Raw genomic sequence first — 23,089 nt, forward strand, 5'->3', positions numbered from 1 at the left:
CCGATCAAGCGAATGCGGGAAGGACTTTGCGCGCCAGCAGATCGACGGTCTGATCGGCAAAAGCGAGGCGCTGTTCCGTTAGCGGACCCGTGGTCGTGCCGCACAGAATGTTGCCGATGCCCAGTTCGGCATAGGGCCGCAGATGCTCGATCACCGTCTCGGGCGATCCGTAGAGACACCAGGTGCCGATCCAGCCTTCGTCGAGCGCGCTGATGTTGACATCGCTCTTCTTGTTGGCGGCATCGGATTCGGCGCGGGCGTTGAACTCGTTCTCGCGATCGATCGCGTCCTGATAGCCGCGCAGGATGATCTCTAGTTCGGCGCGCGCCTGCTCGTCGGTCTCGGCGACGTGCACGCACTGATAGGTGTGGGTCGACCAATCCAGCGCGTTGGCGACGACGGCATCGTCGTGCCCGGTTTCCAGCAGCATCGCTTTGTATGCGTCGAAATACTTCTTCACATGGGTGAACGGCTCGTTCCCGAAGATCTGGGGCGGCGTGAAAGCCGGGATGAAGGCAGGCCAGCCATTGACCGCGGCGCGGCGCGCGCTGCTTTCCTTCATCGCGACCGGCATCAGCCGTGCGTGTCCCGGCGAATAGGGCGCGGGCGTGATCCGCTGGAGCACGCGGCCTTGGTAGGGACCGTTGTCGATGACGACGGCCGGGTCATCCATGCGCTTGGCCCAGAGCTGCTCCGCGATCTCGAGGTTGCGCTCGGCGAGCTGGCTCGCTTCCTTGTAGTTGACCGCAAAGCCGATCATTTCCTCCGGCGTCGTCCCCGAACCGACGCCGACCAGCAGCTTGCCGTCGGTGAGCTGGTCGAGAAGGTTCACGCGCTCCGTGAAACGGACCGGATGATGCAGCGGCACGGAGACCACCGAGAAGCCGAAATACATGTGCGGCATCTTGGCGGCGAGGTAGGCGGCGAAAATGAAGCTGTCGCTCGCCATCGGCATATAGCCGTTGAAATGATGATCGGGTAGGAAGATCGCCTGGAATCCCCCATCGGAAGCGCGCATTGCGTGCCCTTCAAGGTCCTTCATCAAGCGCCGGTCTTGCTCCGGCCCCAAGGAGCGCGCGTTGAGAAATACCGAGAATCGCACAGGCCGCTCTCCTGAATCGCCGACTCGATGCTCGTGCATCGGGCTATAATTAGAATTGACGTTCTCGTTTTGATAAGGTCTGATCGCCGCCTATGTCAACAGTATTGAAACAACAGGACGACACACCGGGAGAACTGGCGGTCGAGACCGTCAGCCGCCGGCCGCAACAGGGCCGCAGCAAGGCATCGCTTGAGCGGATGCTCAACACCGCGCGCGAGCTGATGGTGGAGCGGGGCAGCGAGGAGTTCACGCTTCAGGAAGTGAGCCAGCGCGGCAAGGTCTCGATCGGGTCGATCTATTTGCGCTTCGAAAGCAAGGACAATCTCGTCCGCGCCGTAATCGGGAATGCGCTGGAGCAGATCGCGGCGGAAGAAGACGCGATGCTTGCCGGCGTGAAGGCGAAGTCGCGGTCGCTGGCCGACTTCATTCCGCGCTATGTCGAGGACTATGCCGAGGTGCTGAAGGAAAACGCGCCGCTGCTCCGCCTCGCGATGCAGCGCGCCGAGATCGATCCGCAGGTGTCCGCGCCGGGCAAGCGCAGCGCGTTCCGCTCGCAGGAGATAAGCACGAACGCGATGCTCGAATATCGGGAGGAGTTCGGCGGCGACGATCACGAGATCAAGGCGAACGCCGCCTTTCAGATCATCTTCTCGGCGTTGGCCCGTCAGCTCAGCCTCGGCTCGCTTCGCGAGTCGGTGCACGATTACAATTGGGAACTGCACAAGCGCGAACTCGGGCGAATGGCGCTTGCCTATCTGAAGGCGGACATCTGACGGCAATTTTGCCGAGTTGACTCGGGCGGACTACAATATAAAATCTCGATTCTAATACAGGGATCGGGAGAGAGCTGTTGGCGAACGGCATAGCGGCGGCTGGCCGGCTCGGCTGGCCGGAGCGGATCGCGTGGATGGTCTGCGCCATGCCCGAGTTGCTGAAGTCGTTCGCGTGGGACGCGTTCGTGCTGTTCTTCTATGCGCAGGTGGTCGGGCTCGACGGCTTCCTGATCGGCATCGCGATCGCGATCATCATCCTGTTCGATACGTTGGTCGATCCGTGGATCGGCGCCCTGTCCGACCGGCTGGCGGGCACCCGGTTCGGACGGCGCCATACGCTGATGTTCTCGGCCGTGCTGCCGTACATGATCGGCATCGCCGCGGTGTTCTCCCCGCCTGCGGGGATGAGCCAGTTTGCGATCCTCTCCTGGCTGCTCGCCTTCGGCCTGCTCGCCCGCTGTGGCATCTCGTTCTGGACCGTGCCGGCCTATGCGCTGGGCGGCGACCTGTCCCACGACGAAGGCGAGCGCCGCGTGATCGCCGTGCTCCGCAACCTCGGCAACCAGCTCGTGATCCTGTGCGTGCCGGCGATCGCCTTCGGCGTCTTCTTCGTCCACACGAGCGCCTTTCCGAAGCCGCAGCTCAATCCGACGCCCTATCCGCCCTTCGGTCTGTTCGTCTCGCTGCTGGGCGGCGCGCTGATGCTGATCGGCGGGATCGGCACCTATCGCCGGGCGCGGCTGATCGAGGCGGCCGACGCGCCTCGGGAGAGTGAGGCAAGCGAGCAGACTAGTCAAATGGCCATTCTCAAGGCGTTCGCGCAAGCGGTGCGGATCACGCCGAACATCGGCCGGCTGATGCTGGTCGCATTCCTGGTGCTGTTCACCAATTCGGTGATCAATCAACTCTCGCTGCACCTCGCGACCTATTTCTGGCAGCTCGACGAGACCTGGACGCCGCGGCTGCTGATGGCTGGCGTTTTCGGGTCGATCCTCGCAATGGGTCTCGCACCCGCCTTCGTTCGCGCCGTCGGCAGCCGCCGCGCGATGATGATCGGCCTCGCCAGCTTCTTCACATTTCAGGCGAGCGCGATCCTACTTCCGCTTGCGGGCTTTGCGCCGCCGCCTGCGACGACCGCGCTTGGCGCGTGGGTCTTCGTGATCCGCTTTTTCGGCGGCCTCGCCTATGGCCTCTACGTCGTCCCGTTCAACATCGTGACCTACGACATCGGCGACGAGCATCGGGCCGATACCGGCAAGCCGGCGCAGGGCCTCGTCGCAAGCTTCATGTTCATCGGGCTGCAACTCGGCAGCGGCGCGGTGGCGCTGCTCGCGGGATCGTTCCTCGGGCTGATCGACTTCCCGGCAAACCTGCCGGTCGAGAAGATGCCCGCGGACAAGGCGGAGGCGCTCGCGCTGTTCGTACTTTTCCTGATCGTGATCGCGGGCAGTGCCATGGCGTGGCTGGTCGGCACGTTCCGCATCGACCAGGACAAGCTCGCCCGGATCCGTGCCCAAGAAAGCTATGCCGCATGATCCGCGCCGTGGCCGTCACTCTGCCGATCGCCACCGGGTCCGCAAACCCGCATCCCCTCTTCTGATCGCCGCGATGTTTCTCGGCATCGACATCGGCACTTCGGGCGTCAAAGCGGTGATCGCGGCGCAGGATGGCACGATCGCCGCCCAGGCAAGCGCGCCGCTGACCGTCGCGCACTCCCATCCGCTCTGGTCGGAACAGGACCCCAATGATTGGTGCGCGGCGACGGAGCGTGCCGTGCTGGCGTTGCGGCCAGAGTTGCGCGCGCAGGTGCAAGGTATAGGCCTCGCCGGGCAGATGCACGGCGCCACGCTGCTAGGGCATGACGATCGCCCGCTACGGCCTGCCATTCTCTGGAACGACGGACGCAGCTTTGCGGAGTGCGCAACGCTTGAGCGAGCCGAGCCGAGATCGCGCGAGATCACCGGGAATATGGCAATGCCGGGCTTCACCGCGCCGAAACTCCTATGGGTGAAAGCCCACGAGCCGGACATCTTCGATCGCGTCCGCGCGGTCCTTTTGCCGAAGGACTATGTCCGTCTGCACCTGACCGGCGAGAAAGCCTCGGACGTGTCGGACAGCGCCGGCACGCTGTGGCTGGACACAGCAGCCCGCGACTGGAGCGACCCAATGCTAGCGGCGTCCGGCCTGTCGCGCGACCAGATGCCGTGGCTCCACGAAGGAACTGAGATCGCCGGCACGCTTCGAGCGGACGTTGCCGCGCGCTGGGGCATGAAGCCCGTTCCCGTCGCGGGGGGCGGAGGGGACAACGCTGCCGGAGCTGTGGGCATCGGCGCGGTGCGCGACGGCGACGCCTTTCTGTCGCTCGGCACCTCCGGCGTCATCTTCGTCGCGACCGAACGATTTCGTCCCAATCCGGAGCGCGCCGTCCATGCCTTTTGCCATTGCGTGCCGGGCATGTGGCACCAGATGAGCGTCCACCTGTCCGCCGCGTCGTGCATCGACTGGGGCGCGCGGATGACAGGGACCGACGCCGGGGGCTTCTTCGCGCTTGCCGAGCAGGCAGGCCCCGCCGCAGGTCCCGAACTGTTCCTGCCCTATCTGTCGGGCGAGCGCACGCCGCACAACGACCCGCATATTCGCGCCGCGCTGCTGGGGCTCGGCACCGATTCCGATCCGGCGCGGATAGCCGCCGCCGTGCTCGAGGGCGTTGCCTTCGCCCACGCCGACGGTTTAGCCGCACTGCGCGAGGCGGGAACGACCGTCGAGGAACTTGCCGTAATCGGCGGCGGCTCGCGCTCACGTTATTGGGGCATGGTGCTCGCCGCAGCATTGGATGCGACGCTCGTCTATCCTGACGGCGGCGAGGTCGGCCCGGCGCTGGGCGCGGCACGACTGGCGCAGGTCGCCGTCAGCGGCGCCGATCCCGCCGAAATCTGCACACGCCCCCCGACCAATCACGTCATCCCGCCCGATCCCGCGCTCGCCGAAAAGCTCGCGCCCAAGCTTGCCCGTTTTCGCGCAGCTTATGCGGCCACCCGCTCCATCTGAAGGAAAGACCATGTCCGCCGACTATTTCGCCCCTTTCGACACGGTCCGCTACGAAGGGCCTGATTCCAAGAATGACCTCGCTTATCGTTGGTACGACAAGGATCGGGTCGTGCTCGGCAAGCGGATGGAGGATCATCTCCGTTTCGCCGTCTGCTTCTGGCACAGCTTCTGCTGGCCGGGCAGCGACGTATTCGGCGCCGGCACGTTCAGTCGGCCATGGCATGCCGGTGCCAACGATGCGGCTGCGGCCAGGGCCAAGCGGGCCGCGGCGATGAGCTTCATCGAGAAACTCGATGTGCCCTTCTATTGCTTCCACGACGTCGATGTGATGGCGGAGACGCACGATGCCGCCGGCTTCCGCCGCAGCTTTGCCGAGGCTGTCGACCATTTGGAAGCCCTGCAGGGCGCCCATGGCCGCCGGCTGCTCTGGGGCACGGCCAATCTGTTTGGGCACCCACGCTACATGGCCGGCGCCTCGACCAATCCCGATCCCGAAGTGTTCGCCTGGGCTGCTCTCCAGGTTCGCGACGCGCTCGAAGCGACGCATCGGCTCGGTGGCGAGAACTATGTCCTGTGGGGCGGCCGCGAAGGCTATGACACCATCCTCAACACCGATCTCGCGATCGAGCAGAAGAACTTCGGCCGCTTCCTGTCGCTGGTGGTCGATCACAAGCACCGCATCGGTTTTCCCGGGGCGATTCTGATCGAGCCCAAGCCGCACGAGCCGACCAAGCATCAGTACGACTTCGACACCCAGACCGTATACGGATTCCTGAAACGCTTCGGCCTGGAAGATGAGGTGAAGGTCAATATCGAAGCCAACCACGCAACGCTGTCCGGCCACACCTTCGAGCACGAAATTGCGATGGCCCGCGCGCTCGGTATCTTTGGATCGATCGACGCTAACCGGGGCGACCACCAGAATGGCTGGGACACCGATCAATTCCCGAATTCGGTAGAGGAACTGACCCTCGCAATGCTGGAGATCCTGCGCGCCGGCGGATTCACCACCGGCGGCTTCAACTTCGACGCCAAGGTCCGCCGGCAAAGCATCGACGCGGTCGACCTGTTCCATGGCCATATCGGCGGCATCGACACGATCGCCCGCGCATTGCTGAAAGCAGCGGCGATTATCGAGGACGGCCAACTCGAAGCCTTTCGCGAGGAGCGTTATCGAGGGTGGGACGGCGAGCTTGGGCGTATGATCGGTTCCGACGGCACCACGCTCGCGACGATTGCGGATTTTGCGTTATCGCGAGACCTCGCGCCCCGTCCGGTTTCAGGTCGTCAGGAGTGGCTGGAGAACCTCGTCAATCGGGCATGACACCCTGAATCGTCGGCCAGGCTTGTCTTGGATTTTCTCGCTGAGCATAGCGGCGCTGAGACGGGTCGCCGCCGGACTGCATCAGTCGGCCCGGAGGACGAATATGGCGGAAGAGAAGCCTTACGAACCCGCTCATCGACTGGTGGCGCGTGCGATCGGGACCCCCATCGTCACCGGCCACCGCCCGCCTGGGGAGATTCTCGCCAAGGAGGTCGAGCTCGCTCAGCAGTTCGGGCTATCGCGAAGCGTGATCCGTGAGGCGTTGGCGACGCTTGCCGCCAAGGGGCTTATCGAAAGCCGTCCAAGGGCGGGCACGCGAGTGCGCTCACGCAGCGCATGGAACCTGCTCGATCCTGACGTCCTCGCCTGGATGTTCGAAGGTGCCCCGCCCCTATCGTTCATCCGCAGCCTGTTCCAGTTGCGGCTGATCATCGAGCCTGCTGCCGCAGAGCTCGCAGCCACCGAGCGAAGAACGGACCAGCTCGCTCGCATGCGTGACGCACTTGACGCCATGGCGCGATACGGTCTCGCCATTCCCGAGGGGCAAGCTGCCGACCAGGAGTTCCACCGGGCGCTGCTGGACGGCACAGCAAATGAGCTGCTCGTCTCGCTTGGCGGCGGCATCGCCGCTGCCGTCCGCTGGACGACCTTCTTCAAATACCGAACCAATCGGCATCCTCGCGATCCAATTCCGCAGCACCGTCTGCTCTTCGATGCGATCGCGCGATCGGATGGCCCGGCCGCGCGCGAGGCGGCGGTCGCGCTGATCCGTCAGGCCCAGTTCGACACCGAGGCGGCCCTCGGCGCTTGACTGCTTTTCTCAGTGATTGTCGCGCGGGAGGCCGCTCGTCTGCGCGATGCGCTGGAATTTCTCGGCGCCTTCGAGGATCGCGCCGGTTTCCATCTGGCCCACCATTCCCCGCTGGATCGCCTGCCACGGCGTCTGCGATGGCGGATACCGGTAACCGCCAGCCGACCTCAAAGCTTCCCGCCGTTCCGCAAGTTCCGCTTCCGAGATCTGCACGTTCACCGTGCGCTTCCCGAGGTCGATCCGGACCCGATCGCCGGTCCGCAAGAGTGCGAGGCCGCCCCAAGCCGCTGCTTCAGGACTTGCATTGAGGATTGAAGGCGACCCCGACGTACCGGACTGACGGCCATCACCGATGCAGGGCAAGGCATCCACGCCTTCCGTGATCAGATAGCTGGGCGGCCGCATGTTCACGACCTCCGCCGCGCCGGGATATCCGATCGGCCCGGCGCCTCGCATGAACAGCAATGTCTGGCTGGTGATCCCAAGTGCCGGATCGTCGATCCGCCGATGATAGTCCTCCGGCCCATCGAAGACGACCGCCGGCCCTTCAAAGGCATCGGGATCGTCGGGATTTTCGAGGTAACGCTCATGAAACGCAGGCGAGATGACGCTCGTCTTCATGATCGCAGCGTCAAAGAGGTTGCCGGACAAAAGGATGAACCCGGCATTCTCTTTCAGGGGGCGGCCGAACGGGCGAATGACGTCCTCGTCTTCAATTACCGCTCCTCGGCAATTCTCGCCGATCGTCCGCCCGTTCGCCGTCATCGCGTCCTCATGGATCAGTCCCTGGTCCATGAGCTGACTGACCACGGCCGGGACGCCGCCCGCGCGATAATAATCTTCGCCCAGATACGAACCCGCCGGCTGGAGGTTCACGAGCAGCGGGATTGCATGCCCCTCTGTCTCCCAGTCCTTCAGGGGGAGATCTACACCGACATGCCTTGCGAGCGCCGCCAGATGGATCGGTGCATTGGTCGATCCCCCGATTGCCGAATTGACGCGGATCGCATTGTGAAACGCCGGCTTTGTCAGGATGTCCGAAGGCTTGAGGTCCTCGGCGATCATTTCCACGATCCGCCTTCCGGTCTGGTATGCGACTTCCTGCCGGTCGCGATAGGGCGCGGGAATGGCGGCGGAACCCGGCAGTGACATGCCAAGCGCTTCGCAAAGCGAGTTCATCGTCGTCGCCGTGCCCATCGTGTTGCAATAGCCTGTCGACGGAGCGGAAGACGCGACAAGGCGAATGAAGGCCGCTTCATCGATTTCGCCCGCGGCGAGGAGTTGCCGCGCCTTCCAGACAATCGTGCCCGAACCGGTGCGCTCACCCTTGTGCCAGCCATTGAGCATGGGCCCGACGGAAAGCGCGATCGCGGGGATATTTACGGTTGCCGCCGCCATCAGGCAGGCCGGCGTCGTCTTGTCACAACCGATGGTCAGCACAACGCCGTCGAGCGGGTAACCGTAAAGCACCTCGACAAGGCCCAGATAGGCAAGATTGCGGTCGAGCCCCGCGGTCGGGCGCTTCCCCGTTTCCTGAATTGGGTGGACCGGAAACTCGAGCACGATTCCGCCCATTTCGCGCACGCCTTCCCGGACTCGCTCGGCGAGCACCAGGTGATGCCTGTTGCAGGGTGAAAGGTCCGAGCCAGTCTGCGCGATGCCAACGATTGGCCGGCCTGACCGCAACTCCTCAAGGCTGAGTCCAAAGTTGAGGTACCGCTCCAGATAAAGCGCGGTCATGTCGATATTGTCAGGATTGTCGAACCAGGCGCGGCTGCGAAGCTTGGGGCTTGAGGCGGTCACAGGTTGCTCCATTCGGGCCGCGGCAAAAAACAGTGTTGCGGCCTGGCCAGGGTTGAGACTTGCGCCGGCACATATCACGGCTGGCGCGGCTCCATATAGTCTGACCTATATGGCCGCCCGGGATTGGATCGACTGCCGCTTGCCACACAAGCCGCCGCTATCTATTTGGGCCGCTCTTCGTCTGAAAGCGGCAGTCTGCGCAAACGAATACAGGCGCCCACCTGATCCTTGCGCTCTTGACAATACTATGTAGATAAGTCGGACATAGAAACGGTCATCTCGCAGGCATCGACATGACAGGCGAGGACGGCACGCCGAGGCGGTTGGGGTTTGCTCTCGCCAACGGGTTCGGCGATCATGTAACCGAACCGCACAGTCATCTTCGGCTTGCCCATTCCAAGATCTGCCCGGCATTCATCGGCGCGGAGCCCCTTTCCCTACCCTTGCGCAACACGCTTGCGTCGGCTTCGCCGGCTGCGGTGACGGTTCGCGCGTTGTGACAGAGCCGATCCGTGTCGCCATCGTCGGCATGGGCCGAATTGCGCACGAGCACCACTTACCCGCGATTGCGGTGAATAAAGCGTTCGACTTGGTCGCAACGGTGAGCCCGGAAGGCGGGAGCACCAATGGCTTGCCTGTCTTTCAGGATATAGACGCACTGACGACAAGCAACCTGCCGGTCGACGCAGTCATCGTGTGCACACCGCCACAGGTGCGACGCGCGATTGCAGCGCGGGCCCTGACGCGCGGATGGCACGTCTTTCTTGAAAAGCCCCCAGCGCCCAGTCTTGCTGAGTCCGAGTTCCTACGCGAGTTATCCCTCGATTGCGGCGTCACCCTCTTCGCGAGCTGGCATTCCCGCTACGCCGCAGGCGTGGCCAGGGCGAGGAAATGGTTGGCCGAACGCACGATCAAGCACGTGACCATTATCTGGCGCGAAGACGTGCGTGTCTGGCATCCCGGGCAGGAGTGGATGTGGCGCGCAGGCGGGTTGGGTGTCTTCGATGCCGGTATCAATGCGCTTTCGATCGCAACCATCATCATGCCGCGACCAATTTTCGTGGTTGATGCTGAGCTTGATTTCCCGGCCAACCTGGCGGCTCCAATCGCGGCGCGTCTGAGCCTCATGGACACGCAAGGCGTGCCAATCGCGGTGGATCTCGATTTCCGCCAGGAAGGTCCGCAGAGCTGGGACATCAAGATCGAGACTGACATCGGCCGAATGACCTTGCGAAACGGCGGAGCCGATCTCATTCTTCCCGGTGCGGCGAGCACCGGCGCTGCGGCCGATCTTCATGGCGAATATCAAGCTCTCTATACACGCTTCGCCGAGTTGATCAGGGCTGGGCGATCCTACATGGACGTGGCGCCGCTCAGACTGGTCGCGGACTCTTTCCTATGCGGTCGGCAATCGCTCGTGACCCCCTTCATCGAATGATGGCACGTAGGGCTCAGACCCTCGTCGACCGGTTCTTTTCCGCCTACCACCAAGTCGCGTAGAGAGCGATCAGGATCAGGATCACGGCGATGCCGCCGGCATTGAAGCCCGTGCTGGTACGATAGTCCACATCTCCGGTCGCGATCGTGTCGGAACCGGCGCGCATCGGCGTTGCGAGTGAGATGCCAATCGCCAGCGCCGCGGATGCCAGGAACACCACGGCCATCCGGTCGAGAAACGGCAGCGCGGGCCAGAGCAGCTTGAACGCCCAGGAGAGCGCAACTGAGACGACCGCAGCGGCAATTGCGCCCGCCTCGTTTGCGCGCTTCCAGAACAGGCCGAGCAGGAAGATGACGGTGATGCCCGGCGTGAAGAAGCCGGTGAACTCCTGGATGAATAGATAGGCCTGCTCCGATTGCCCGACGAGCGGACGCGCAGTGACGATCGCGATCAGCGTCGCAGCGACGGCGATCACGCGTCCGACGAAGACGAGGTGCCGCTCCCGCGTGCCGCGACACTCCTCCACCTCGCTGCCGATGCCGCGAAATTTGGCGTAGATGTCGAGCGTGAAGATCGTCGCGATCGAATTGATCTTGGACGCCGTCGAAGCGATGATCGCCGCGACCAGTGCGGCGAAGACCAAGCCGAGCAGCCCGTGCGGCAGCAGGCGCATCATCGTCGGATAGGCCTCGTCCGGCTTCACGAGCCCCGGCGACAATAGCACGGCAGCGATCCCGGGGAGCACGATGATGATCGGCATCAAGAGCTTCAGGAACGCCGCGAACAACACGCCGCGCTGCGCCTCGTCGATGCTCTTCGCAGCAAGCGCGCGCTGAATGATGTACTGGTTGAACCCCCAATAGCTGAGGTTGGCGATCCACATCCCCCCGATCAGCACCGACAGGCCGGGCAGGTCCGCATAGTGCGGGTCGCCTTTTTTCAGGATCATGTGGAAATGATCCGGGATCGCGCCGGTCAGCCTTTGCCAGCCGGCGAGCATGCCCTGCCCATCGCCAAGCTGCCCGAGCGTGATGATCGCGATGATGAGGCCGCCCAGAACCAGCAGCGTGACTTGCACGATATCGGTCAGCGCCACCGCCTTCAGCCCACCGCGGATTTGGTACAGCAAAGCGAACGCGCCGAGCACGACGAGCGCCGCGGTCTGGTCGACGCCTGCGACCTTGGTGACCGCGATCGACCCCAGCCAGATGATCGAGGTCAGATTCACGAACACGTAAAGGGCAAGCCAGAAGAACGCCATCAGCGTCCGGATGCGCGGGCCGTAGCGCCGCTCCAGGAACTGCGGCATCGTGTAGATCTCGTTCCTGAGGAAAATCGGCAGGAAGAATTTGCCGACGATCAGCAGAGTGAGGGCAGCCATCCATTCGAACGACGAGATGGCGAGCCCTATCGCATAGCCGGAGCCGGACATGCCGACGATCTGTTCGGCCGAGATGTTCGCGGCGATCAGTGACGCGCCAATTGCCCACCAAGGCAGGTTCTTGGAGGCAAGGAAATAGTCGGTCGTGTTCTTCGGACCTGCCCCCGCCTTGTCGCGCGACACCCACTGGGCGAGGCCGAAGATCATCACCGCATAGGCGACGATGACAGCAATATCTATGTTGCTGAGACCCACTTCTTTCTCCCCCCGCGCAGCGTCAGCGCGTCCCGCTTTCCTTGCCCGCCAGGCAGCGCGTTTCGCCCAGTCCTGCCGCCCAGGCTATACCGTTCTCGAGCAGCTTCAGACTGTTCGGCTCGCTGTAGTTTTCGGGACGATGGCCGATCGCCGAATAAAAGGAACGGCCGTTGCCGATGCACTGAGTCCAGGCGATCGGATGGTCGCCCATGCGCAAATCCTGCCCGCCGATACCTAGAGGCGAATAGCTGCTCTCGTCGAGGCGAGCGAGGATATGCGCGCCCTTGGAGCGCGGGCTGGCGGCAAAGGAATACCATTCCTCCGTCATCGTCCAGCCGGGTCCCAGTCCCCGCGTGATCGCGCTGCCAGAGTCCTCGACAATAACCCGCGCCGCTTGGAACTGCGGAGACATCGGATGGCCGATGAAACGCGCGCCGATCAGCGTGTCCGCGTACCAGTCCCACACATATAAGGGATCGCCGCCGGAGCCGTGAAAGCCGGCGAACCCGCCGCCGTGCGCCAGCCACGACTTGAGCGCCTGTTCCTGCCGAACCGTGAGAGCGTCACCGCTTACATTGTTCCAGACGACGGCGTCGAAGCGGGCCAGGTCGCGCGCATTGAACACGGCGCCGTTGTCGCTGAACACGATCGTCCACCCGCGGCGCGCGGCCATCGCTTTCAAGGCCGCGGTCGCTGCATTCACAGACGGAGCGTCGCGAAAGCCCGTAATCTTGTCGAACACGAGGATAGCCGGCCGCTTGATATTCGCGGGCAAGCCGGGCGGCGTCTGGTCGTAGCCAGCGCAGCGTGCGCGGATCGCCTGCGGCGTCAGCTTCACGGCGCCGAGCGCAGTGTCGAGCCTGGACGCGAGCGCCGCTCCATTGGGCCGGGTGCGGAGCAACGATTCCAGCGAGAGAATTCGGGCAAAGCCGGGCGGCAGCGGCCTTCCGCCGAAGTTCCGGCTAAAGCCGCTGACCAGCTCCGGCGCTTCACGGTCGAGCACTGCCTTTGCGGCGGGATCGCCGAGCACATCGGCAAGGATCGTTCGCGATGAATAGGGTTGGTGCGCGAGCGGGCAGTCGGTGCCCGCCGCCTGTGCCGTTGTGGCCGAGAGCAACAATCCGGCCAAGGCAATTCCGAGCTTCATTTGCCGTTCTCCACCAAGAGCTGCACAGGGCCGATCAGGCCTGAAGGGCGCAGCGGCGCGTCGGGCCGGTAGGTCGGAAGCGCTGTCCAAGCGATCATTTTCGCGCCAGGCTGCGCGTCGCCGATCAGCCTGTTGACCCAAAGGTCGGCAACGCGAACTTGCAGCGTGTTCTTGCCCGCCCGCACAGCCGACCCGATGTCGATCCGGTAGGGCGCGTGCCAGACCGTGCCGACCTGGCTGCCATTGACCCACACTTCGGCGAGGTCGCCGACCCTGCCGAGATCGAGCAACAGGGGCCGTCCGGGCTTGGCGTCTTTGGGCAGAGGAATCGTCTTGGCATAAGTGGCAACGCCAGAGAAATATTTGATGCCCGGATCGGCATTGTTCGACAGCGGCACCAAGGCATCGAGGACCGTCGAACCGGGGGCACCGCGGCCCGGCTCGAAGGACACGCTCCAAGGGCCGTCCAGTGTAACCGCTGACACCGCCGCGGGTTGCGCGACGGTCAGGGAGTCCGTGGTGGCGGGCTTGCGGAAGACGACGAAGAATGAGTCATCCGCCGCAAGGTTGAGCGGCACGATCGTCTCAGCGCCTTCGATCCGGTACGATACCGGCTCATACGCCCCGGTATCCGCGCGCCAGATTTCAGGCGCTTTGCGGGAGACGCGGAAGCGCGCTTCGACATGAGCGGCCCGGTCGCGGCGGTTGGTCAGGAAATAGGCGTCGCCATCGGCGAGCTTGCGGTGCACGAACAGCAGTTCGGCTTCGCCCGAATAACTGAAGTCCGGCGCGATGCCGCGCGCCCCCAGCCCCGCCTCGACGGGCTGTCCGGCAATCACGTTCGCCCCGCCCATCCATATGCGGCGAACGAGCGCGTCGAACTCGAGCTTATCATCCTTGAGACCCGGCGATGCTTCCGGCGCGTCGCCGATGATCGTCACCCCCGCATCGGCGAACTCGGCGATCCGGCGAAGCACCGGTACTGTCATCTGGCGACTGGTGCCGCCGAGATACAGCGCCTTGTAGCGTACGCCGCTCTTCACGACGAGTTCGTTGCCCTCGACTGAGAGCTGATTGAGCAATGCATCCGGATTAACGAAGTCGAAGGCGTAGCGCTTCGGCGTGTCGGCCAGCGGCGCCTCCGCATACAGCGCGGTCAGCGGCGCTTCCTCGCCGTAGAAATAGGCGACGTCGGCGAAGTTGCGGCCTTGCTGCAGCATGAAGCTCGTACGAGCGATGTAGTCGACCCAGGGCTTTGCCATTTCGGCCCAGGTTTCATGCCGGTTGAAATATTGCCCGAAGATCGCGAGCGAAAGGCCGGGCAATTTGTCGTCCGTCGGCTGGTGAACCGATGTGTGAATGACCGGCCGGTTGACGCCGCTCGCGAACTCCAGATCGATGATCCGCCGAAGGTCCGCGGGCGCGAACGCCCAAGGCGACTGCGCGGCAGTCATCGACTCCGCAGCGACGATGTTCTGGCCATAGAGGTGCGCGACCGAGGCTGCGCCGCGCATGTCGCCGATCAGCGTCGGCCGCGGCAGGCCCTCGCGATTCCAGGTCCAGAGTGCAGCCATCGGCACGTCGGCATATTTGCGCATCGTCATGTCATCGCCGAGCGAGGGACGCACATCCTCCAACGCCTCGCCATAGACTTTGAGGCCATTCTCGTGCGCGACCGCGGCGACGGTGCCGTAATGCTCCGAAGCCATCAGGTCGGCGAGAGTGCGCCGATAATCGTAGAGAAAACGATCGCTATCGGAACGCGAGCCGATGATCGCGCCGGTGAGCGTCGGCAGGAACGGCGTCGGGTCGTAGCCGCGCAGCCGCTTGAACTGCTCGACCATGCGTGGTGTCCAGTTCGCCGCGCCGACCTCGATGCTGTCGGTCAGCAACGCGCGGATGCCCCTTCGGCCGATCATGTCCGCGCCGGCCGCGTCCCGGTACATGCCGAGATAGGTCTGGAGGTACTGCCGCACCGCCGCGCCATCGAACTTGTCGACTTCCAACCCCGTTGCTTCTTCGGGCGCCGGATGGTTGGTGGTGCCGAGCAGCGAGTATCCGAGCCGGACGATCCGCCACTTGCCCTTGGGCGGCGTCCACTCGAGCGTGCCGTCCGCCTTCATCCGGTCCGTCAGATCGACGACCTGCTTGGATGCGACACCTACCTGCTCTGGCACGCCGGCGCTCAGCGCATAATAATCGCGCGCGATCGCATAGCCGGCCTTGGCTTCGAACCGATCGATTTTAGCTTCCGCGCTTAGGCGCAGTTCGGCAATCTTGACAGGCTTGTCGGGCGCAGGCGGCGGGAAGAAGTTGATCGGCACGGCACCCGGCGCGCCTTCGCCGAGGCCAATGCGCTGCGGCCCGGAGTAAGGCCCAAGGACGACGCGGAACTCGCGCGCGGTGACCGGCGCGAACGACACGGTGGTGGGGACGTCGCCGACCGGCAGCTTGGCGAGCTTGCGCCAGCTCTTGCCGTCGCGCGCCTCCAGCACCGGCGTGATCGTCGGGTCGGTGAACACCGATGCTTCGCCCGGCGCGAAGAAGGTGGCGGAGCGGATCGTTCGCGGCGCGGCATAAGTCAGCGTGACGGTTCCGCCGCGCGGCACGTCCGTGCCCGTTTCAAGACTGTCGTCGACAAGCGGCGCGGGGTCTACAGGTCCCTTGCTCGATTGAACGACGGACGCAGCCTCCGGGCCGACATCGGAAACCGGATAGGCCAGCACGGCGACATCGGCGTAGAAGGTCGGCGGCGCCTTGTGCTCGGCTCCGCCGACAGCCGCCAGGGGGTCGCTGAGAGGGAGCGTCTGGAACGGCCCGGTGATCGATGGCGGCGCGGGCAGCTTGCCGCTGAAGCGCTTGCCGCCAGTCGCCAGCGTTTCGCTCCACACCAGCTTCTTCAGTCCATCCTTGGGCTGCACCCACGGTCCGCCCGTCTCGCTCCAGCCGGGCGAGGAGGCGATCGCAAATTCGAGGCCCTTGTGATCGGCCTGCTCAACCGCAAAGCGGAACGCATCCTTCCAGTCCGGGTGCATATAGACCAGCCGCTTGTCGACGATCTGCGGGGTCCCGAGATCGGCGTCGAAATTCTGCACGCCGCCGATGCCCACGCGCCTCATCCAGTCCAGGTCCCTGGCGATGCCGTCCCTCGTGATGTTGCCATTCATCCAGTGCCACCACACGCGCGGGCGCGCGCTCTGCGGCGGATTTGCAAAGCCTTGGGCGAGCGGGTCGTTCAGCTCCGCTCCACTGAGCGGGTGAAGAGCGGAACTTGCGAAGAGGAGTGCGGCAAGCAGGTGCGCTTGGCGCTGGGGACCAGGTGCCATTCGGGGCTTCCTCAAGAGACGGCGAAGGCGCGCCGTAGCGCGTTGAGCTTGGCTTCAGTGAAGCGTTTCGCCACCCCCGCCCCACTGGCGATCATGTCAAACCCGTGGAAAGCGCCCGGAACCACTACCAGCTCGGTCGGCACGGCCGCATCGATCAATCGTCGCGCATATTCCATGTCTTCAGAGACGAACAAATCGAGCGCGCCGACACCGATCCAGGCCGGCGGAAGGCCGGCGAGATCGGCCGTTCGGGCCGGGACTGCGCGCGCCGGAACGTTAGCGCCGCCCAGGGCTTGCCCCAGAAACGAGCGCCAGCCGAATCGGTTGGCTTCTGCATTCCAGCCAAGCTTGCCGATTTGCGTCGGCACTGCGCGCGTCGTTCCCGTACGATCGTCTAGCATCGGATAGACAAGGGCCTGGAATAGCAGCGGAACCTCGCCACGATCCCGCGCAGTGATGGCGAGCAATGCAGCGTGTCCGCCGCCTGCGCTTTCGCCCATCACTGCAATCCGCCGCCGATCGACGCCTAACTCCCCGGCATTGGCGTGCAGCCATTTCAGGCCCGCGTAATTGTCCTCGATCGAGTCCGCGTATCGGCTCTCGGGAGCCAAGCGGTAATCCACCGTGACGACCGTGCAGTCGAGCGCGGTCGACAGCTCCTGAAGGTCGCGAACGCCGATTTTGGCGGTCCCCATGATGAATCCGCCGCCATGCGTGTGGAGGACGGCGGGCCGCACGCCGCCGCGCCTGGCGTTTATGACGTACAGCCGCACGTCGGGCGCACCCTGTGGCCCGGGGATTCGCCGTTCAGCCACGGGCACGTCGACGAGCAGCGGCTTCTCATAGCGCGCCATACCCGCCCGCATCTGGGGTAAGGTCTTCTCGGATGGCAGTTGGAACTGTGCGCTCGTCGCCAGCATCTCGGCGGCGGCTGCCCTAAGCTCCGGATCCACCAGCGCCAGCGGATCGCCCAGGGGGCCGGCCACCTCTGCCGCAAGCGGTGAAAGCGCGAAGCCAGCGGCCAGCGTTGCGCCGAGGCGGGCAATGTCGCGCCGGTTCAGCCCGCTCATTTCGCGTTCCCCCGCGCGGGCGAGAGCAGTCCGCGCGTCTGCAGCCACGCATGGAATTCGTCGAGCATCATTGTGCTGGTTGTGCCGGGTTTGCCCATACCGAAGCCGTGGTCGCCCGCCTCATAGGCGTGGAGCTCGACGGAGACGCCCGCCTTGCGCCAGCTCTCGACGATGCCGAAGCCCTGACGGCCGAACAGCCGGTCGTCGAGCGCGAGCGCGGCAAACATCGGCGGCGCGCCCTTCGGCACCTCGACCGCCGCCATTGGCCCGTAGATATAGCCGAAGAACGCCGGACGGTCGGCCGGCGCCAATGCCGCGTTCAGCGCCGTCATGGCCCCGGCGGAAAACCCGATCATGCCGACGCGCGCAGGGTCCACATGCCATTTGCCCGCCTGCCCGCGGACTAGCCGGAGCGCGGCGAGCGCATCCTCGGTCGCGTCCGGGTCCTTGAGATCGGGCGGGTGGGCGCCCTCACGCATCGCCGCCGCGAATACCGCGCCCATCTGCGCCATGAAGCCCTTTTCATCGGGCGCAGTGTGGTTCAGCCGGTATTTTAGGACGAACGCCGCGATGCCGTGGTCGGCGAGCCATTTGGCGACCGGCCAGCCTTCATTGTCCATCGACAGCATCTGAAAGCCGCCGCCCGGCGCCACGATCACCGCCGCCCCGGTCGCCTTCGCCGGATCGGGAAGGAAAGGCGTCAGCGTCGGCCGGGTGACGTTGCGCACGACACGCTGGCCGTTCCCCTTCATCACGTCCCAGACTTCGTTGTCAGGGCCGCCGACCGGCTTGTCGTACAGCGGCATCGCGTTCGGCTGCGCCGGCGCCGGAATGCGCGTGAAGTTGAAGAAATCGGGCGGCGGCGCGGCGGTCTGGGCCGCGAGCGGGGCCGAGACGAGCGCGAGCAAAGGCAGCAGATGCTTCATCCGATCCCCCTCAAAGCGCGTTGCGGCGCGCGATCGCGCCGTAGATGGCGGCGCTCGCTTTGGCCGTGCGGACAAAGGTGGTGCGGTCGAGGCTGTGCAGTCCGAATTTCGGGCCGTAGCCGAAGATCCACTCGAAATTGTCGATCAGCGACCAGTGCATATAGCCCTTGACCGGCACGCCATCGTCCATCGCTTTCTTGAGCTCGGCCAGCGCCGCCGGGATCAGCCGCGCGCGCAGATCGTCATTGTCGGTGCCGACACCGTGCTCCGTGACGATCACCGGCACATGCGCCTGCGAATATGCGTAGCGGACCGCGCCGGCGAGCGACGGGGGATAGACTTCCGAACCGGCATAGTTCAGCTCCGCGCCCGCCGGCGGCGGCAGCTTGCCCTTGTCGGTCCAGACGCTCCGCTCGTAATTCTGCACGCCGACGAAATCGTCGCCCCGCGCAGCCTCCAGCCAGCGCCCGTAGAGCTTCGCGCGCATCGCATCGCGAATGCTGTTCTTGCCCGCCGCTTGGTCGTCGAACATCGCGAGGCTGACGCCGACCGGCAGGTCCGGCCGCACTGCCTTGATCGCGTCGCGCCCAGCCTTGTGGCCGGCGAGCAGATTGGCTTGCACTGCCTCGGCGTTGTCGCTCGACAAGGCGTTGCCAGCCAGAAACTTCGTCCCTCCGTTCGCGCGCGCCGCGGCCTCGCTCATCGCGCGCTCGCCCGCGACCAGCTTCTCCGCGAGCTGCGGCGGCAGCACCGCTTGAAGAATGCCCGCAAGGTTCGGCTCGTTGAGCGTCGTCGCATAGCCGATGCCGCCCGCGAGATGCTTCGCCGCCCGGTCGCAATAGCGCCGGAAAAGGTCGACCGAGCGCGGATCGGTCCAGCCGCCCGCGCCCGCGAACCAGCGCGGCGTGGTGAAATGGTTAAAGGTCACCATCGGCGTGATGCCGCGTTCGCGGCAGCCTTCGATGATTCGCTTGTAGTGATCGAGCATCGCGACCGAAAACAGACCTTCCTCCGGCTCGATCCGGGCCCATTCAAGGCTGAAGCGATAGGTGTTGAGGCCGAGATTCTTCACCAGATCGAGGTCGACCGGCCATAGCTCCAGGCTGTTGGCCGCGTCGCCCGATCGCTCGACGAATACCGTCGGCTTCACATTTTCCATCAGCCAGCAATCGCTGTTGACGTTGTTGCCTTCGATCTGGTGGCCCGCAGTCGCCGCACCCCAGAGAAAGCCTTGCGGAAAGCGAGGGTCGACGGCTCTGCCTTTGGCAGCGAACGCCGGCGCGGCGGCCAGCGCGACGGCGGATCCCATCAAGGTGCGACGATCGAGCTCCATATTCCTCCCCACCCGAATATTATTAGAATACATATTCTAACCTAGTGTGCAAACCTCGCGCACGAAAGCGGTGATTTCGTCGCCAAGCCGCCGGTCCGATGTCCCGAGATGGTAGGCGAGCGAGAAGTGATTGTGGCCTGAGCCGACATAGCTACGCGGCAGCCGGCCGTGGCACTCGAAGCGACGCGACAACAGTCCAAGGAACTCGGCTTGGAAACGCGGGGGATCGAACTCGGAACATGCCACGAACAATGGCAGGTTCGTATCAACCACCGTCTCGAGCGGCGCCCGTTCGGCGTGCAGACTGGGATCTTCGCCGTAATAGGACAGGTCGCGCACATCGTCATAGGGCGCGACACCGTAAAGGCCTGACAGCAGCACCGCTCCTCGGACGCCGTGCGATTGCGGGCGTAGCTGGAGCCAGGTGGCGACATGCGCCGCGCCGGCGGACGTTCCGGCCAGCACGATTCGGTCCGGATCGCCGCCATAGTGCGCAGCATTGGCTTTGAGCCACGCGACGGCAGCACCAACGTCCTCGCCGCCCGCCGGCCAGCCGTGCGCGGGAGCAAGGCGATAGTTGATGACCACGCCCAGGAATCCCGCGCGAGCGGCAAAGCGGCCCGCATGCGCGTTCGGCCAGCGTTCCGCATCGCCCTTGTCGCCGCGCAGAAACCCGCCGCCGTGCACCCAGACGAACACCGGCGCCGGCGCCGAGGCATTCACCGGCGCATAGAGATCGAGCCGGTGTCGCGGATCGGCGCCATAGGCCAGGTCGGTTGCCGCCGCCGGAACGGCATTTGCCAGCGCGCGCTGCTCCGCATCGAACAACCGCTGCACGCCCTCCAGCGACGCCGGTGCGATTTCGGTCCCAAACGCAGCAATCGACGCGCGCATGTGCTCTTTCGCTCCGGCCATCAGCCTCGATCCCGCCAGGAGTGGCGGGATTCATGGACAGCCGGGATGCGAGCCCACATCGTCAGAACCGGACTTCCAGCGACCCGCCGATGGTGCGGCGACCTTCGCGGCTCAGCCAGTTCACTTGGCCGCCCGGATCGGAGAAGGGCAGGCCGATAACAGCGGCATGGAAACGCTTGTCGAACAGGTTGCGCACGAAAACCGCCGTGCGCCACGTCCCGTCCGCGGCGCCGAAGCCGATGGTGCCCCCGACCGTGCTGTAGCCGCCCTGGGTCGAGAACGTGTTGCCGACGTCGTAGAACACCCGGCTGCGATAGTAATAATTGACCGAGGCATCGAGCTTCAGCTTGTCACCGATTGGCTGGTTGAAGTCCGCGCCGGCCGTCACGCTGTGCTTGGGCGCGCCGGCGAGCGGCAAGCCGCGCGCCTGGAACAGGGGCGTTGCCGCCGTCGATCCCGACGCGTTGCACTGTGCTGCGACGGCCGCCGCGCCTGCCGCGAGCACGCTGTTCGGGCAGGACGTGATGTAGTTGGTGAACTTCGTCTTCGAGTAGGTGTACGATGCGTTAAACGAAAACTGGCGCGACGGACGCACCACTGCGTCCAGCTCGAAGCCCTTCGCCTCGAACCCGCCGGCATTTTCGGTCAGGAATTCGAACCCGTTGAACACCGAGGTTTGCAGGTTCTTGTACTTGTCGTAGAAGACGTTGCCGTTGAGGGTCAGCAGCCGGTCGAAGAACTGCGTTTTCGCCCCGATCGTGATGTCGCGCACGGTTTGCGGATCGACCGATGTGCGCGTGCCGCTCAGGCCCGAGAAAGTGACCGTCGGGCCAAGATAGCCGCGCGCGACCGTGACGAAGAACAGGAGGTTGTCGCTCGGCTTATACTCGGCGCCGGCGCGGCCGGACCAGTCGCCCTTGCTCACTTTGCCCGTGTCGAGCGGGCGCGGCGTGTAGGGAACGGTGAAGCCGTTCGGCCCGACGAACGGCGGATAGGCAGGATCGATAACCGAGAAGCTCGCAGCCTTCACCCAGTCATATGAGTAGCGCGCCCCGCCCAGCAGGCGGAATTCATCGGTGATCCGCACTGAACCGTCCGCGAATACGGCGGCGCTCTCAGTCTGGGTACGGGTGGTGCTGAGGCCGGCCGAGATCGAAAGCTGCGGGTCGGCGCTGAACGGCAGCGCCGGGCGAAGCTGAGCGCTCGACGTGCTGCCGTAACCGGAGCGCCGGCGCGACAGATACACGCCCGCGACATATTCCACCGTGTTGCCCTTGGGGGAGGTCAGCCGAAGTTCCTCCGAAGCGAAGCTCTGGTCGACGCCGCTTTCCTGGGCGGTGAAGATCGGAAATTGCGTGCCGTCGATGCCGTAGATGTTCGGCTTGGTATCGAGCGCGCGATAGGCAGTGACCGACGTGATGGTATAGTCGCTGCCTAGATTGTAGTTCAGCTCCAGCGAAGCGCCGTAGTCCTCCTGGCCGCCGAAGGCTGGATATTCCTCGGCCGTCTTGTTGTTGTTGAACCCCGGCGTGATGCCGAGCGCAAGCACGGCGCCGAAGCGTGCCGCCATCAGCGGATTGGCGAAGCTGGGCAGGCGATTAATCGTCCAGAGCTGGCCCGGACCAAAGCGCTTTGTCTTCGACCAGTCGCCGATCAGATAGGCGCTGAAATCGTCGGACGGTTCCCACAGCAGCTTGGCACGCACGCCGTAATTGGTGTTGGCGCCCCACTTCTCATTGCGCACGACATTGGTCAGGAAGCCGTCATAGTGCCGGTGAAAACCGAACACGTTAAGTGCTGCGGTTTTGCCGAGCGGCACGTTTACCGCGCCATGCACATCATGCTCGTTCAGCTCCGCGTAGGAAGCGAACGCGTTGCCGCTGAACTCACCCAGCACGGGGCGCCTGGTGGTGATGTTGACGACGCCCGACGAGGCGTTCTTGCCGAACTGAGTTCCCTGCGGACCTTTCAGGACCTCGACGCGCTCGAGGTCGCCGAGGCTCGACACCGGATTGCCGAACGGGATCACGACGTTATCGACGACCGTGCCGACATTCTGCTCCGAAGCAGAGTTGAAGCCACCCGCAGTGCCGACTCCGCGCAGACGGAAACCGGCGTCATTCGGCGACGTGCCGAACTGCACACCCGAAAATTGGTATTGAATGTCCGTCAGGTCCTTGAAGCCGGCCTCGGCAAGCTGATCGCCGGTGATCGCGGAAACCGCGACCGGCACGTCCTGCAGACGTTCTGCGCGGCGCGTCGCGGTGACGATTATGTCACCGGACGTGTCGGCCGCATCGGTGGTGCTGTCGGCGGCTGTCGCCGTTGGCGATGCGCTGGCAGCTTCCTGGGCAAGTGCCGGCGCTGCCAGTGCGCCGAGGCTGACCGTCGCCAACGCTAAAGTCGAAAGTTTCATGGTAGCTACCCCTCCCGTAAT

16 protein-coding genes are annotated in these 23,089 nt (G+C 64.5%); 6 read left to right on the top strand and 10 right to left on the bottom strand.

Going from position 1 to position 23,089, the window contains the following annotated elements:
• Window positions 1–4: 4 nt before the first annotated feature.
• Window positions 5–1,141: an LLM class flavin-dependent oxidoreductase gene (locus tag ACFSCW_RS10950; RefSeq protein WP_380889135.1), complete on the bottom strand. Its 1,137-nt coding sequence runs from the start codon at window positions 1,139–1,141 to the stop codon at window positions 5–7.
• Between the two features lie 53 nt (window positions 1,142–1,194).
• On the opposite strand from ACFSCW_RS10950, the gene ACFSCW_RS10955 reads away from it, so the two are divergent.
• From ACFSCW_RS10955 to ACFSCW_RS10975, 5 genes are all read left to right on the top strand, one after another.
• Complete coding sequence (locus tag ACFSCW_RS10955; protein WP_380889137.1) at window positions 1,195–1,875, top strand: TetR/AcrR family transcriptional regulator; 681 nt, start codon at window positions 1,195–1,197, stop codon at window positions 1,873–1,875.
• A gap of 77 nt (window positions 1,876–1,952) precedes the next feature.
• Entirely contained in the window at window positions 1,953–3,410 is a 1,458-nt protein-coding gene (locus ACFSCW_RS10960; RefSeq protein WP_380889138.1) for an MFS transporter, read from the top strand.
• 73 nt (window positions 3,411–3,483) lie between these two features.
• Entirely contained in the window at window positions 3,484–4,923 is a 1,440-nt protein-coding gene (xylB, locus tag ACFSCW_RS10965) for a xylulokinase (protein ID WP_380889140.1), read from the top strand.
• Between the two features lie 10 nt (window positions 4,924–4,933).
• Window positions 4,934–6,247 (top strand): xylose isomerase, encoded by a 1,314-nt coding sequence (gene xylA, locus ACFSCW_RS10970; protein WP_380889142.1) that lies wholly within the window; start codon window positions 4,934–4,936, stop codon window positions 6,245–6,247.
• A gap of 103 nt (window positions 6,248–6,350) precedes the next feature.
• Entirely contained in the window at window positions 6,351–7,058 is a 708-nt protein-coding gene (locus tag ACFSCW_RS10975) for a FadR/GntR family transcriptional regulator (protein ID WP_380889144.1), read from the top strand.
• Between the two features lie 9 nt (window positions 7,059–7,067).
• Here ACFSCW_RS10975 and ACFSCW_RS10980 read toward each other — a convergent pair whose 3' ends face one another.
• Window positions 7,068–8,861: an IlvD/Edd family dehydratase gene (locus ACFSCW_RS10980; protein ID WP_380889146.1), complete on the bottom strand. Its 1,794-nt coding sequence runs from the start codon at window positions 8,859–8,861 to the stop codon at window positions 7,068–7,070.
• Between the two features lie 496 nt (window positions 8,862–9,357).
• On the opposite strand from ACFSCW_RS10980, the gene ACFSCW_RS10985 reads away from it, so the two are divergent.
• Window positions 9,358–10,299 carry a Gfo/Idh/MocA family protein gene (locus tag ACFSCW_RS10985; protein ID WP_380889147.1) on the top strand — a complete coding sequence of 314 codons (942 nt, stop codon included), beginning with the start codon at window positions 9,358–9,360 and terminating at the stop codon, window positions 10,297–10,299.
• A 43-nt stretch (window positions 10,300–10,342) separates the two neighbouring features.
• Here the strand turns inward: ACFSCW_RS10985 and ACFSCW_RS10990 are convergent, their stop codons facing one another.
• The 8 genes from ACFSCW_RS10990 to ACFSCW_RS11025 form a co-directional block, all read right to left on the bottom strand.
• The gene (locus tag ACFSCW_RS10990) at window positions 10,343–11,935 is read right to left on the bottom strand and encodes a sodium/sugar symporter (protein WP_380889148.1); all 1,593 of its coding nucleotides are present in this window, start codon (window positions 11,933–11,935) and stop codon (window positions 10,343–10,345) included.
• A gap of 22 nt (window positions 11,936–11,957) precedes the next feature.
• A complete protein-coding gene (locus tag ACFSCW_RS10995; protein ID WP_380889149.1) occupies window positions 11,958–13,082 on the bottom strand; it encodes a ThuA domain-containing protein in 1,125 nt (374 codons plus the stop codon).
• Window positions 13,079–16,408 carry a glycosyl hydrolase gene (locus tag ACFSCW_RS11000; RefSeq protein WP_380889150.1) on the bottom strand — a complete coding sequence of 1,110 codons (3,330 nt, stop codon included), beginning with the start codon at window positions 16,406–16,408 and terminating at the stop codon, window positions 13,079–13,081. The genes ACFSCW_RS10995 and ACFSCW_RS11000 overlap by 4 nt, the downstream gene beginning before the upstream one ends.
• Window positions 16,409–16,419: 11 nt before the next feature.
• Complete coding sequence (locus ACFSCW_RS11005) at window positions 16,420–17,478, bottom strand: alpha/beta hydrolase (protein ID WP_380889151.1); 1,059 nt, start codon at window positions 17,476–17,478, stop codon at window positions 16,420–16,422.
• Window positions 17,475–18,404: an alpha/beta hydrolase gene (locus ACFSCW_RS11010; RefSeq protein ID WP_380889152.1), complete on the bottom strand. Its 930-nt coding sequence runs from the start codon at window positions 18,402–18,404 to the stop codon at window positions 17,475–17,477. The genes ACFSCW_RS11005 and ACFSCW_RS11010 overlap by 4 nt, the downstream gene beginning before the upstream one ends.
• 10 nt (window positions 18,405–18,414) lie before the next feature.
• Window positions 18,415–19,737 (bottom strand): glycoside hydrolase family 1 protein, encoded by a 1,323-nt coding sequence (locus ACFSCW_RS11015; protein ID WP_380889153.1) that lies wholly within the window; start codon window positions 19,735–19,737, stop codon window positions 18,415–18,417.
• A 36-nt stretch (window positions 19,738–19,773) separates the two neighbouring features.
• On the bottom strand, window positions 19,774–20,652 hold the full coding sequence (locus ACFSCW_RS11020) for an alpha/beta hydrolase (protein ID WP_380889154.1): 879 nt from the start codon (window positions 20,650–20,652) through the stop codon (window positions 19,774–19,776).
• A gap of 61 nt (window positions 20,653–20,713) precedes the next feature.
• Complete coding sequence (locus ACFSCW_RS11025) at window positions 20,714–23,068, bottom strand: TonB-dependent receptor (protein ID WP_380889155.1); 2,355 nt, start codon at window positions 23,066–23,068, stop codon at window positions 20,714–20,716.
• Window positions 23,069–23,089 lie beyond the last annotated feature (21 nt).

The organism is Sphingomonas tabacisoli, from assembly GCF_042678385.1.
Classification (GTDB): Bacteria; Pseudomonadota; Alphaproteobacteria; order Sphingomonadales; family Sphingomonadaceae; genus Sphingomonas_B; species Sphingomonas_B tabacisoli.